The organism is Flavobacterium piscis, assembly GCF_031457575.1.
Lineage (GTDB): Bacteria > Bacteroidota > Bacteroidia > Flavobacteriales > Flavobacteriaceae > Flavobacterium > Flavobacterium piscis_A.
Window position 1 is genome coordinate 315923 of the sequence record NZ_JAVDWQ010000002.1, and the last position, 14466, is coordinate 330388.

Here is a 14466-nt window from a genome sequence, read left to right on the forward strand (position 1 = left end):
TTTTGTAAACGAAATTTCACCTTAAATCTAATAATAATTTATATAAACATTTTCTTTAAACTTTCTTTATAATCAGGAACATTCACTTTATAAACTTCTTTAATTTTCTTTTTTTCCAATAATGAAAATTCCGGACGTCTGGCCGGTGTTGGATAGGATGCTGATGGAATACCGCCAATAATACAATTATATCCTCCAAGTTCTTTTATTGCCAACGCAAATTCGTACCAACTTATTTCCCCTTCGTTTGAAAAATTGTAAATCCCGGGCTCCCACTTTAATGATTCAAGAATATCCATCATTGCCACTGCAAGATCTGCAGCGTAAGTTGGAGAACCAATTTGATCATTTACTACATTAATTTCATCTCTTTCCTCCATTAATCGTTGCATCGTTTTTACAAAATTATTTCCAAACTTACTATAAACCCATGAAGTCCTAATTATAATAGAATTAGGATTTTCATTCAAACAAGCTACTTCACCAGCTCGTTTACTAACGCCATAAACATTTATTGGATTTGTTTCTGCTTCTTCATTTAAAGCTATTGAAGAAGAACCATCAAACACATAATCAGTAGAAATATGAATTAATTTTGCGTTATTTTCTTTAGCATATTTAGCGATCACTTCTACAGCTAAATGATTTACGGTAAAAGCCAATTCTTTTTCTGATTCTGCTTTATCTACTGCAGTATAAGCACCACAATTAAAGATTATGCGGGGCTTAATTCCTTCTAACTGAACCCGAAGAGTTTCTAAATCATCTAAAGTAATTTTAATTCTATCAGCAAAAGCCCATTCATATTGAGGATAATTTGATGATAAAACAGCAAGTTCAGACCCTAATTGTCCATTTGCTCCTGTTACAAGAATTCTCTCCATTAAAATAAGCTGTTACAATTTTCAATAAAAGGAAGAACCTGATCTTTTTCTGACACAATTGCGTCATTTAAATTCAATCCCCAATCAATATTTAGTGATGGATCATCAAATTTAATTCCTCCCTCTGAAGCTTTGTTATAAAACTGATCACATTTATACATCACTGAAGCAGTCTCGCTGACAACCGAAAAACCGTGAGCGAAACCTTGCGGCACTAACAATTGTTTCTTATTTTCAGCAGAAAGCAAAATGCTAAAAGCTTTTCCATAAGTTGGAGAATCTTTTCTTAGATCTACAGCAACATCAATAATCTCTCCTTCTAAAACACGAACAAGTTTAGTTTGTGCAAATGGCGGGTTTTGATAATGAAGTCCTCTTAAAGTTCCTTTTTTTGAAAAAGATTGATTATCCTGAACAAATTCTATATCAATTCCTAAATTTATAAATTTAGTTTTGCTGTAAGATTCAAAAAAATAGCCTCTTTCGTCTCCAAAAATTATTGGCTCAATAATAACCAAATCTTTTATAAATGTCTCTTCAATTTTCATACTATAATATATTAATTCCTAATCTACTTAAAGAAAGTTCCGATCACTTCTTCAATTCTATTTTTATCTTCAATTGTAAGGGTTAAACCTGAAGGCAAACACAGGCCTTTTTCAAATAATTCTTCAGCTACTTTATTACCATAATAAGGATATTTCATAAAAACTGGTTGTAAATGCATAGGTTTCCACAGAGGCCGGCTTTCAATATTTGCTTCTTCAAAAGCAAGTCTTACACTTTCCTTATTTATATTTTTGCCTCTATCTGTTTCAATCAAGATAGTGCTTAACCAGTAATTTGAAAAATAGTCTTCGTTTAAAACTTCAAATAGGGTTATGCTTTTTATCTTTTTGAAAATTTCTTTATAAAAAGAATGCATATTTCTTCGCGCTAAAATGTTATGTTCCAAAATTTTTAACTGCCCAAGCCCAATTCCGGCGCAAATATTACTCATTCTGTAATTGTAACCAATTTCGCTATGTTGATAATGAATTGCTTCATCTTTAGATTGAGTAGCATAAAATAACGCTTTTTCCTTTAATTCTTTTTTGTTTGAAACTAATGCTCCCCCACTAGAAGTTGTAATGATTTTATTGCCATTGAACGAAAGAATTCCAAGATCTCCAAAAGTCCCACACTTTTTTCCTTTATAACTACTTCCTAGTGCCTCAGCACTATCTTCTATAATCGGAATTTCATATCGATCAGCAATTGCATGTATTTCATCAACCTGATATGGGTTCCCATATAAATGAACGGTTATAATTGCTTTAGGCTTTTTACCCTTTTTAATTCTTTCCTTAATTGCAATTTCAAGGTTCTCAGGACAAATATTCCAGGTGTCGAATTCGCTATCTACAAAAATGGGGATCGCTCCCTGATATAAAATAGGGTTAGCTGATGCCGAAAATGTTAAACTTTGACAAATAACCTCATCTCCCGCTTTTATGCCTAGCAAAATTAATGCTAAATGAATCGCAGATGTACCAGAATTTAAAGCTGTCACATATGATTCATCAGAAAGATAATTTTCGAGGACTTTTTCAAAATCATCTACATTTGGGCCGCCTGAAGTTATCCAATTATCATCAAGTGCTTTCTGAATATATTCTTGTTCAAAACCACTTTGTTGTGACAAGGATAAAAAAATTCGCTTCTTATTCATTAATTTTCCAATAATCAGAATTGTAGCGAACATCATCATCACTAACATTCACTAAAGGTAAAGTTGAAAATGATAGTAGCTTTGAATTTGTTTCCAATGACTCTATTGCATTGGCATAACCTGCCGGGATATGCACTATTTTACTTTCTGAGGCATCTACCATTATAGTTTCGATTCTCAAATTTTTTGAGGGATTCTCCCAGTTATCAATCTTTATGAAATGAATTTTGAAAGAACCGCTTAAACAATAGAAATTCTTAGCATCTAATTTATGCCCTTGCCAGGCTCGAACTGGGTTTTCATCAGAATTACTAATAATATAAAATCGTTCGATACCCTTGAAACTAAAATCATTTACAAATGAAATAGTACCTCGACGATCCGAAAAATTTCCACCATGGATTATTTTAGGATTCATGAATTTAATTTTAAATCATTTTTCAGTAGATAAAATTTCAAAGAATATATCATAAGCAAAGGAGAAATTACAATTACAAACAGTATTATGTCTGAAACCTTCTGATATAGAGAAATAACCACTGTAGAAATTAAAATTTGTGCTAATCCATAATATAGGGCAACCAATCGATGCTGTATTTTATTTTCATTGCTTAAAACCTGATAAAAATGCAGACGATGTGCTTCGAAAATGTTTTGTTTTAAATATAAACGATGTAGAATTGTACAAACGGCATCTACTCCATAGACTGCTAGAAACAAAATCCATATCAGTGAATTTGTAACTAAAATAAGTTTCAAAACCAGATAAATAATCCAAAAAGCGATTGCTATACTACCAACATCCCCTGCGAAACATTTTGCTTTTTTTCTATAATTAAAAAATAGAAAAACCACACTGGCGATCATGGCATATATTATAAAATCATGATCTGTAAATAGTTGAACATTTTTATTAACATATAATAACGATCCCATTACTACCAAAGTATAAAGACCAGTTATACCGTTGATACCATCCATAAAGTTGTAAGCATTAATAATGCCTATGGAAAAAATATAAGCTAGCATAATTTCAAAAAAAGGTAATGAATGAAAAATATCAAGATCATAAAAAATTAGAGAAATCGCTAAAAAGTGAATTGAAATTCGAATCTTATTAGACATACTCTGAATATCATCCAAAAAACTAACTAAGCTAACTAGAGATATTCCTGCAAAAAAGAAGTAGCTACTTTGAAGATGTTGAACAAAATATAGCAAGACTGCAAACCAAAAAATAATCCCTCCTCCTCGCAAAGTGATATCGCTGTGGGAACTTCTTTCATTGGGTTTGTCAATGATATTAAAATGATTGGCTACTTTAAAATACAGTAACATTAAAATCATTAAAAGAATTCCTAATAATGTATAACCCATAATTAAATTAATATTAATTCCATCTAAATTTTTAGAATTCCACACCCAAATTGGCACTATAACTCCTAGAATAAATTACTCATCCTTAGTATAGTAGCGATTTATAAGGAATTAACTTGAACTCATCCTTACATGCACTCCCGCTATTAATTTGTATAGCCCTAAAATAAGGCAAAAAATAAAAGCAGCACATAAAAGAGATAAGCCAAAATCGCCTATTTAGTAAAGCATAACGAATGATATCGGCAACAAGAATAATTTCAAAAATTCTAAAATAAATATAAATTCTCGTTAATTCGGTAGATTCCGAAAATAAATTCAAGAAAAATATAGAACAGACATAGAGCAACAACAAGTATCTTTGATAATCATACTGAAACTTTTTTTTGTTAAAATAATTTATCACCAAAATCCCCATTATGTTCATAATTAATAACTTTAATAAAGGAACTGGAACTGCTTCTTTATTTGAAACATAATACAAATAATGAGAATCTTTAAGTAACAAACTCGCCCAATAGATAAATCCTATTTGCGATATAACAAATGAAATCCCCATCAATATATACAAATGATAGTTTTTCATATAATCTCCCCATAAAAAAACTAAAAGAAAAATTACAAGCGGTATCAAACAACTGTAATGAAATGAAACTCCTACTAACATCCATAGAAAGTAAATAAAGTATTTTCTCTCCAACAAAAAAGTAAAAGCATAAAAAGCGATGGTAACAGATAAATATTGTCTTATATAAGTAAATGAATATAAAAACAAAACTGGAATCAAAAAATAAAGCATCAAAGGTAAACTTCTTTTTTTAGTATATTTTTTGATTCCCAGATAAGCAAAGAGATAAGTAAAAAAAGAAAAAAAGAAAAAAAGAAATTCATAATCTAGATTTAAATACCTAAACACCCTCATGACTGCTAAAAAACCAAATTCAAGATCATTATCTCTGGTTCCTTTAAAATACCAATTCGTATAATTAATAAAATCCCAACCTATTCTATCCCTAAATCCCCCAATTAAAATCAAAATACCCAAAAGCGTTAAACTTATGTTTTTTTCCGAACTTGGATATCTATAACTAATAAGGAATAGAGCTAGTATTACGAACAATAATAAAACATAAAAACCCATTCCATTTGTTTATTTACAATGCTCTGTGCACCTTATTATTCTACAACTATTTAAAATAATATAAACATAATTAATCAAACTCAGTTTACCTAGAACTTTTCATTTAAGAAAAGGAATATTTAGTATTTTGATATTACCAAGTATTTAAACCTGTTGAGTTGTTTATTTTAAATCTACTTAATTCTAACCATTAATTTTTTTCACACATATTTAAATTCCCATATCTGTTTTTTTAATCCTCCAATCTGCAACATTTAATTGAGAAGCCCCATTAGTTTATGATGAATTATTATACTTTACAAAATCACCCATCCAAAGTTTCTATTTTTACCGAAATGATATTAAATATTCATTCCCGACATTAACTAATCCTAAACCATCATAATTTTAGATATATTGAAATTACATTTTAGCTTAGACTGAACATTTATAAATGACAAAAAATTAAATAACACAAATATAAGATTCCTGCTTTATCAGGCAATCTCTGAGTTTCATTATACAAATTAATTATGCTATTTTAATAAAATCTCTCTAAATATAATAGATATAATATAGCAAGGTTACAAACAAAAAAATTCGTCTCTCTTTCTTAAGTAATCTCAGCATTTGAGCTCCTTTGATTAAGTTTATTATATTTAAAGCTATCGGCTTTTAATTAAAATGATTTTCAGTATTCTGCATTCCGTTAATTTAATTAATTCCTTCAATCCAAATATTTGGTTCACTATTGACAAACAAACATGACAACCAACCTTTTAATGACATTCTTTCGTATAAATCTTCATCAATAATTTTATAATTAGATTCAAAAAATTCTTTGTTCAAGTGGATATTTTCTCTGTCAATAATCAAAATATTATCAGGATTGTAAAATTTATACTTTTTAACTTCAATATTTGTAGTAATCATTTTCCTATTAGCTCCTATAGTTTCAAAAGTACGCATAGTGAGTCCTTTTTGTCTAGGGTGATTTATATCCAAAACAACTCTAGATTTTTGATATAACTGAAATAAATCTTTTGTTTTTAAGCTTTCAAAACTCAATTTTTTATAATCGAATTCTTTAAAAGTTTTATCAAACATTCTTTTATAAAAATAGACTAATCTTCCTTGCATATAATAATAACAATATGCTTTAAGTTTATATTTATCGCACCAACCTGCAATATGATTACTTATTCTATATCTATCAGAATGTGCAGTTCCTAAAAAAAGTAAATCGTTTTTTATTGCTACATTAGAAATTAAATCTATATCCTTATAAAAATCTAAATAAAAAAGAGGCCTAAATTCTAAGCCATAGTTAACAGCGTCATCTGAATCAAATGAAAATTTCTTATGAAAATACTTTAAAATTGTTAATGCATTTTTATTGTTTGAAAAAGAATCCCAAGTATAAAAAATGCATTGACAGTTCGGTTGTGCTTTTTGAAATTCATCCAAAAAGAATTCAGGAACAACCTCGCCTTTATTCACAAATAAAAAATCATAATCTTTAGCACTAATTTCGAGCAATATTTTTTTATAATATTTTTTTATTTTAAATTGATATATACTCCTCTTTAACCTTATAATGCCTTTAGTTAAATTACTATTTGAAGGTCTCTCATCAAAGTAATCTACATTTGCGCCTAATTCTTCCAACTTTTTAATGATTTCTTTTTCAAGATTAAAAGTCTGAACAGAAAAAAACAAAATATTCTTATCTATAAGAGCTTCTTCAATTATCATTTTAACAATCCTTTTTTCTTCATTTCTTCAAGAGATTTACTTAATTTGTCTTCTTGAATTTCTTGTTGTAATACCCAAGAAGAAAATTTCTCTATCCCCTCTTTAAAAGAAACTTTAGGTTGAAATCCTAAGTGCCTTATAATTTTAGTTAAATCAGCATAATTATGACGAATATCTCCTAATCTAAATCTACCTGTTACAGTTACCGGCACATTTATATCATAAGCTTTTATCAAAGAATTGGCTACTTCAAGAACATCTGTTCCAACACCTGTTCCAACATTAAAAACATGTCCATTAGCTTCCTCTTTTTCTATTCCTAGTATAGTTGCATCAACAACATCATCAATAAAAACGAAATCTCTTGACTCTTTTCCATCTTCAAAAATTTGAATTGGATTATTATTCCTAATTTGAGTCGAAAAAATTGATAAAATACCTGTATATGGATTTGATAACGATTGTCCAGGCCCATAAACATTTTGATACCTAAAGCCCACAGGTGCAATTCCTAATGTTGGACAAACAGTCATAATCATTTGTTCCTGATTTTGTTTAGTAATACCATAAACAGACGAAGGATGAATTTTTGATTCTTCGTCTGTAGCAAGTAATTCAAGAATTTGATCATCTGCGAATGTAAGCTCAAAACTTCCTGCCATCATATCTTTTTCTTTTCTATGCAAAGGATATACAATCCCTAATTCAGGATGTTTGTATTTCCCTTCACCATAAATTGAACGGGAAGAGGCAATAACAATTTTTTTAACAGAATGTTCATTATTAGCTAATATATCGAGCATGATTGACGTACCTTGAATATTTACTTCGGTATATTTTTCAATACAATACATAGACTGACCAGTTCCTGTTTCAGCAGCAAAATGCACCACTACATTTTGATTTTCTAATGCTTTTGTCCAATCTTCTCTTGAAGTAACAGTACCTTCAATAAAAGTAACTTTATCTTTTATACTTTTAAAAAGTGGAGAAGTAACTTCCGGATTTTCGCCATGTATTTGTTTTGACAGGTTATCTAAAACTGTAATTTTATGTCCCTTTTCTATAAGTGCAAGAGCTAAATTGCTTCCTATGAAACCAGCTCCTCCAGTAATTAAAATGTTCTTCATGATTTATTTATAGATATTTTTCCCATTTCTGAGATTGAAAATTAAATTTTTTTATTGGTTTTGCAGGAATTCCAACTGCAATTACAAAGTCCGGTAAGCTTTTCGCAACTACAGAATTAGCACCCACTATTGTTCCCTCTCCTACTATTACTCCTGGCAAAATGGAAACTGATTCTCCAAGCCAAACGTTATCTTTTATTATTACAGGGGAAGAAAAAAGAACTCTATCTGATGGATTAGTCTTTGGATTACTATCATTATTATCTCCTGAATAGCTTCCATGAGTACAATCTGAAATATAAATTTTACTTGCCATCAATACATTATTGCCAATACTTACTTTTTCCATTGCTGTAATATGAACATAATCATTTATTTGAACATTTTTTCCAATAAAAAGAACCTTATCTCTATTAGTTGGATATGCCTCTAATCTACAACCCACACCTGTTGTAAAACCTTTTGATATTGAAATAAATTTCTTTCCTCTTACATCAAATGGAAATCTTATTATTCTAGCTTCTTTAAATAAAAATTTTGTTCTAATTACATTAAAAAACAGAATAATTAATTGATATAAAGAGTATCTTTTAAATAAACTACTCATTTAACTATCGTTTAAGTAAGTGATAAAACGAATAAATTCTCATATTGATTTTTTTCATAAAAGAGTTATTACTCTTTGTTCCTCCAGTAGAAGCATTATCAAGATGTCTACGGTATTTAATTAGGGGCTCTTTAACAAGTTCAACTTTATAATAGAACTCTGCAATTAAGGTCAACCAATAATCGTAAGCGCAAAGCTTTTGATTCTGAGGAAATGGTAAAGCCTTCTGCAAAATTTCCCTCTTAAAAGCCATACAAGCTCCAATATATCTTGTTTTTAAAAAATTTTTCAGAAAACCCTTTTTTACTTGATATAAATCAAAATGAGAATTATTGATTAAATCTAATTGACTATCAACAATCAACGCATTATGTATTGCCAACGGAGCTTTATACAATGCCTCAATCATAGTTTGAATTTTATTATCAAACCAAACATCATCTTGATCGCAAATAAAAATAATATCTCCCGAAGCTTTCTTTATTGCATTTTCAAAATTTTTAGAGTAACCATTTTCCATTTCATTGTTAAAAATTTTTATTCTGACATCCCCTAAATCTCTAATCACATTTAAAGTATTATCTTTTGAATGGTCATCAGAAATAATCACTTCATCATTATTATCTAATTGAGACAAGATAGAATTTAGTTGCTCTCCTATATATTTCTCCCCATTATAAGTTGCTATGCAGACTGAAATCATAAAAATTTTTCTTTTTGTAATTCTACTAATTTTGAAAATACTATAACAGAAATCAAAATCATCAATAATCCAATTGGATTATTCATATATGGGTTTGTACCAGATTGTAAAATAATAAAAATTACACTTAATAAAAAAGGAAGAGCAATATTTCGGTAAGATTTAATTTTAATTTTTGCATATAAAAAAAAAATATAAAAAAATAAACCAAACCAAAACGCTAAACCAATTATGCCTTGTTTATGAAAAATTTCTAAAAAAGACAATTCCATATGAACTGGCCGTGATTCAACACCAACTCCAAACCCATGTCCGATAATAAAACTTAATGGATTAATACCTTCAATTACTTCATTGATTTGCAAATATCGCAAACTATCAGAATCTGACTTATCTCCCAAAATATCTAATAATATCGGCACTAAAATTGAAAAAGCAATTATTCCAAGTAAAAATGTAATCCATTTAAGTACAATGTTCTTATTAATAAAAAAAACATAATAAGCAGATATTAGGATCGTAAATAAAATAAACCCCCTTGTCAGTGTCAGTATAATACAAGCAAATAAAAAGAGAGCACCAAATTTATTTCCTTTCCCATCAGATAATAAGAAAAAAAAATAACCAACACATAAGTAAAGAAAACCTTTATAGAAAAAAAGTGTTTCATTTCTAAACATTATTTCTCCAATTTTACTTTGCTGATAATAAAAAGCCGTGAAATTTATTTTTCCTAGAAGTAACAATATTATTACCAGAATATAAATAACTCCTAATATCAAAGGACCTATTTTTAGTATTGTAGAAATTTTTTTTATATCGTCAATATCTTTTACCACAATAGCAAAAAATAATAATATATAAAAAAAAGATAATGGCTTTAAATCCTCTAAAACTGAGCCAAGGTGGGCATTATTCGAAAACCCTACAATAGAGCTAAAAATAAGTGTCATTGAAAATGACAACAATATGACACTTAGATCTTTCTTTATAACTTTTTTTTCTAAATAATATATAATTGCTAAAAAAATTACTACGAGGTAAGCAACTATCCTAAAAGTTATCGGACCAAATTCCAAATAATGACCACTCCCCCCGATTACCAGTTCATATAAAACAGGGACAAATAGTAATTTTAAAAAAAATAAAAAACTAAAATTTAATTTTTTAAGCATTCCTATGGCGCAATAAAATCTTTAAAGTAAACTTATAATATTCTTTATTTCTAAACTTTCGTTGCTTTAGAATTCTAAAAAATAACCTTAACTTAAAAACAGCAAGACTTATAAAACTCTCTTCCATAATAAATAGGCTTTCTGCTTTTAACATTTGCTTATATCTTTCAATTGAAACACTTTCTTCAAAGTTTTCAAGAACTGATAGGTCTTGATTAATTGTGGCATTCAGCAAAAAAATATTTTTCCCATCATCAAATATTTTTTTAAAATACCAATGATCTAACATATCTAAAGTATAATTTGCATTAAATCCATCAATAGACTTAAAATAATCAACTTTTAAAATAGTACCTGAATTAATTCCACTAATCTTAGATGTAATTATGCCTTCTTGATAATTAAATGGTCTACAAATTCCTCCTAATATAATCTTAGCCGGAGAAATTTTTTGGTTATTTGTTAAAGATTTTACCCTAGGAATAACAGCAACAGTCTTTTTGTCCAATTTATCTACTCTTAACATTTCAACTGCATCAATATATTCTTTTGTAAAACAAGTATCCTGATCTAATAACAACAACCATGAACATTTATTATTTACGGCTAATTTCAATGCATAATTATACGCTTTACTAAGTCCAACGTTTGTGGGATCATGAAAATACTGAACATTAAATTTATTGTAAGAAAAACTCTCTTCAGGATATTGTTTCTCTGAACTATTATCGTAAACAAATAAATTAATCTTTTTATCTAAAGAAGTTTCCAACGTTTTAATTGTTCTTGAATTCTCTAAATTATTTTTATAAAGAATGATAATGACAAATATATCTTCTAGTTTCATATTATTCTATCATTCTTCTTAACCAATTCTCAATTGAATATTTAGAGATAATTTCATTTGGAATTGGAGTGTATTCAGATTCAAAAAAAGACTTTTCTAAAACTGGATTACCACGGTTAATAATTAATATATTGTTTGGATTATAAAAATCGTAGTTTAAAATATCTTCGTTTGTTGTAACTATTTTTCGCTGTGCCCCAATAAGTTCTATTGTTCTCATTGTCAAACCACTTTGAAATGGATGCGCTATATCTAAAGTCACTTTTGAATTTAGGATATTCTGGAAATTTGTTTTAGCCGAAATAGGTTTAAATGTCAAAAAACTTTTATTATTTTTAAGCTGACCTCCAAAAATAGATTGAAAAATGTAACTAAAATAGCCTGTAAACAATATAAATTCATATTTTAAATTATTCTCTTGGCAATATTTGGCAATTTTTTGTATTAAAATCAATCTGTCTGAATGATACCAACCTAAATGATAAATATGATTATTTTGTATGCAATCATTGCTTTGATTTAAATACTCATTTCTAAAAAATAAAGGATTCAAAATAAACTTTTCGTTTTCTACACAATCTAATCGATCAAAAGAATATACTTTATCAAAAAGAATCAATTTTTCATTGACATCTTTTATCCTACGTATTGAATCCCATAAATACAATACATATTTGGCATTGGGATTTTTTGCTTTTAAAATTTCTATTGCATTTCTAGAAAAAGATTCGCCTTTAATGATAAAAACTAAATCATATTTTACATTCAAATTTTCAACAATTCCTAGACTATGTTTCTCTTTGAGAGACTCAATTTTTTGATATTTTTTGAGTCGAGAATACAATCGATATAAAAATGTATTAGGAGGGGTTCCTGAGAAATAATCAATTTTGTAATCTTGCTTTTTAAATTCCTCAATAATTGCATCTTCATAATCATAAAAACCAATACCAATAAATAAAACTCTTTTTTTTGTCATTATAAAATATATTTAAGTAATTGGAATGATTTGTTGTTGTATTATTAAAAATTTTAACTATTTGTTTTTTAGTCAATTAAGATAATTTATATAAAAGTAAAACACGACATTATTTCTTTTTCACTACTTATACTACAAAATTCCCTTTGCCATCCGTTTTTTTCCAACTAGCAGAATCAAAACAATATCTTTTTATTATTTTCGCCGGAGCGCCAACAACAATGCAATAATCTGTAAAATTCCCACCAACAACACTGTTTGCACCTATAACGCAATGCTTCCCAATTTTTGTTCCAGGTAAAATAACTACATTATTATAAATTTTACAATCATCACCAATACTGACTGGAGTAACTATTAATGCGTGTTTCTCAATAGGCAAATCGATATTTTCATATGGATGATTGATATCCGTTATAGTAACATTTGCCGCAATGGCTGTATTTTTTCCAATAAAAATATTTTCAGCACACGTTAAATGCAAATTTTGCTGTATGGTACAATTTTCACTTATTTGAATATGAGGAGAAAAACTAACTCCTTCATAACTCGTTATCCCTTCTATTCTTGAATTAGGCAGAATAAAAACGTTATCAGAAATAGAAATATATTTTGGGGTTATTATCAATGCATTTTTAACAAATGTATTTACACCTAATTTCTTATAACTCCTTTTGTTATAAAAATGCCAAAATCTTCTATATAAAGCGTTATAAATTCTAATCATAATTATGTCTCACTTACTTTTGATTAAAAATTTAGTTTTAATAAAATTTAAATCAATGTTTAAAACTTTAAAACTAAGAAGAATAAATAATAATGAAATAAAAATTTTGATAGTTATATTTGACACTATTTTAAAGTTAAATAAAGTATCATAAACTGTTGGTATCAAAACCACTAATAGCATTAATATAATTTGAGTAATAATATATTTTTTTGTAATAACAGTATTATATTGAAATATAACATTAGAAAATAAAAAAGAAGTTCCAGATGCGATTATGGCGCCATAGCAACCATAATAAGGAATAAAAATAAGATTAAGAGCAACTGAAATAATGGCAGAAATAATAGAAACTAATGATACCATTTTTTGTTTTTTATTTGCTATCATCAAAATAATTAAATATGTATTAATTCCTGAAATAACTACAGAAACAATAAAGAGTGGTACTAATTTATAGCCTTCTCTAAAAGTACCTGAAGTTGCTATCATAAAAAATTCTTTGCTAAAAATAGAAGCTCCAAAAGCTCCAACAAAAATGGCTAATAAATAAATTTTATATAATTTCAGGTTAGTCTCCTGAAAATTTTCATTAAAATATTCTTTAAATAAAATAGGCTCAAATGTTTTATATAAAGCTTGAATTACAATATTTAAAACGGAAGCCAAAGTGATTGCGACAGAAAAAATCCCTAATTGATCTAATGAAATATATCTCTCTAAAATAATTCTATCACTTAAAGACACAAATAAAAAAGCTAAGCTACCAGGCAAAATGGGCAATGTAAAATATAATGCTTCTTTTACTAATTTAAAATTTATCTTGAAAATACTGTTTCTATAAATCATGTAAAAATAGATGAACATGAAAGGAGCATTTACAATTAATCGTGCATAGTAACTTCCTAAAAGCCCTTGATTATAGACGACTACAAAAATATAAACCATCAAAAATTGTAATAGTGTTCTTGAAAGACTCAATATTAAAAACCCTTTGGCATTTTCTTTAACTCTATACAATACTAACGGTATAATAGAGATTACATCGAAGAAATTATTTAAAATTGCTAATTGAAAATAAGGTTTAAATGGAATATTAATATTAAAAAAGTTAATTATAAATGGAAAAAAAAGCATTTGAAGAAGAATCAAAGCGCAATTAAATCCAAAAATAAACAGAAAGATACTACCAATTAATTCTTTTCTTGAATTCTCATCTTTTGAGCCATAATAATGACGTAAAACAAAAGTGTTTAATGATAAGGTTGCAATTACAAATACAAATGTCATTACAGAATTTGTATAGCTCACTATTCCGTATTCATTGGCCGTAAGATATTTTGTTAAAATGGGTAATAATAGAAACGATATAATTCTGGGAACGATTTCTCCTATTGAATAATATAGGGTCGTTTTTACGATTTTTTCAGACATTAAAAAAACGAATTAAA

General features: G+C 27.8%; 15 protein-coding genes. All 15 read right to left on the reverse strand.

Features of this window, described 5'->3' with window-relative positions:
- Window positions 1-38 precede the first annotated feature (38 nt).
- Window positions 39-884, reverse strand: a complete 846-nt coding sequence (rfbD, locus tag J2W48_RS04465; RefSeq protein ID WP_310278678.1) for a dTDP-4-dehydrorhamnose reductase — start codon at window positions 882-884, stop codon at window positions 39-41.
- Window positions 884-1432, reverse strand: coding sequence for a dTDP-4-dehydrorhamnose 3,5-epimerase (gene rfbC, locus J2W48_RS04470; RefSeq protein ID WP_310278681.1), 549 nt, complete (start codon window positions 1430-1432; stop codon window positions 884-886). The genes rfbD and rfbC overlap by 1 nt, the downstream gene beginning before the upstream one ends.
- 23 nt (window positions 1433-1455) lie before the next feature.
- Entirely contained in the window at window positions 1456-2595 is a 1140-nt protein-coding gene (locus J2W48_RS04475) for a DegT/DnrJ/EryC1/StrS family aminotransferase (protein ID WP_310278684.1), read from the reverse strand.
- Window positions 2588-3013, reverse strand: coding sequence for a WxcM-like domain-containing protein (locus J2W48_RS04480; RefSeq protein WP_310278687.1), 426 nt, complete (start codon window positions 3011-3013; stop codon window positions 2588-2590). The genes J2W48_RS04475 and J2W48_RS04480 overlap by 8 nt, the downstream gene beginning before the upstream one ends.
- The gene (locus J2W48_RS04485; RefSeq protein ID WP_310278689.1) at window positions 3010-3972 is read right to left on the reverse strand and encodes an MraY family glycosyltransferase; all 963 of its coding nucleotides are present in this window, start codon (window positions 3970-3972) and stop codon (window positions 3010-3012) included. Before J2W48_RS04485 ends, J2W48_RS04480 begins: the two co-directional genes overlap by 4 nt.
- An 85-nt stretch (window positions 3973-4057) precedes the next feature.
- Window positions 4058-5113 carry an EpsG family protein gene (locus J2W48_RS04490; protein ID WP_310278692.1) on the reverse strand — a complete coding sequence of 352 codons (1056 nt, stop codon included), beginning with the start codon at window positions 5111-5113 and terminating at the stop codon, window positions 4058-4060.
- Between the two features lie 693 nt (window positions 5114-5806).
- A complete protein-coding gene (locus tag J2W48_RS04495; RefSeq protein WP_310278695.1) occupies window positions 5807-6847 on the reverse strand; it encodes a WaaS/CpsH family glycosyltransferase in 1041 nt (346 codons plus the stop codon).
- Complete coding sequence (locus J2W48_RS04500) at window positions 6844-7977, reverse strand: NAD-dependent epimerase/dehydratase family protein (RefSeq protein ID WP_310278698.1); 1134 nt, start codon at window positions 7975-7977, stop codon at window positions 6844-6846. Before J2W48_RS04500 ends, J2W48_RS04495 begins: the two co-directional genes overlap by 4 nt.
- Window positions 7978-7984: 7 nt before the next feature.
- Window positions 7985-8584 (reverse strand): LbetaH domain-containing protein, encoded by a 600-nt coding sequence (locus J2W48_RS04505; RefSeq protein WP_310278701.1) that lies wholly within the window; start codon window positions 8582-8584, stop codon window positions 7985-7987.
- Between the two features lie 4 nt (window positions 8585-8588).
- On the reverse strand, window positions 8589-9287 hold the full coding sequence (locus J2W48_RS04510) for a glycosyltransferase (RefSeq protein WP_310278704.1): 699 nt from the start codon (window positions 9285-9287) through the stop codon (window positions 8589-8591).
- Window positions 9284-10462: a hypothetical protein gene (locus J2W48_RS04515; protein WP_310278707.1), complete on the reverse strand. Its 1179-nt coding sequence runs from the start codon at window positions 10460-10462 to the stop codon at window positions 9284-9286. Before J2W48_RS04515 ends, J2W48_RS04510 begins: the two co-directional genes overlap by 4 nt.
- Complete coding sequence (locus J2W48_RS04520; protein WP_310278709.1) at window positions 10455-11309, reverse strand: glycosyltransferase; 855 nt, start codon at window positions 11307-11309, stop codon at window positions 10455-10457. Before J2W48_RS04520 ends, J2W48_RS04515 begins: the two co-directional genes overlap by 8 nt.
- 1 nt (window position 11310) lies before the next feature.
- A complete protein-coding gene (locus J2W48_RS04525) occupies window positions 11311-12288 on the reverse strand; it encodes a WaaS/CpsH family glycosyltransferase (protein WP_310278712.1) in 978 nt (325 codons plus the stop codon).
- Window positions 12289-12415: 127 nt separating this feature from the next.
- Entirely contained in the window at window positions 12416-13015 is a 600-nt protein-coding gene (locus J2W48_RS04530) for an acyltransferase (protein WP_310278715.1), read from the reverse strand.
- A 9-nt stretch (window positions 13016-13024) separates the two neighbouring features.
- The gene (locus J2W48_RS04535) at window positions 13025-14449 is read right to left on the reverse strand and encodes a lipopolysaccharide biosynthesis protein (RefSeq protein ID WP_310278719.1); all 1425 of its coding nucleotides are present in this window, start codon (window positions 14447-14449) and stop codon (window positions 13025-13027) included.
- Window positions 14450-14466: the final 17 nt, after the last annotated feature.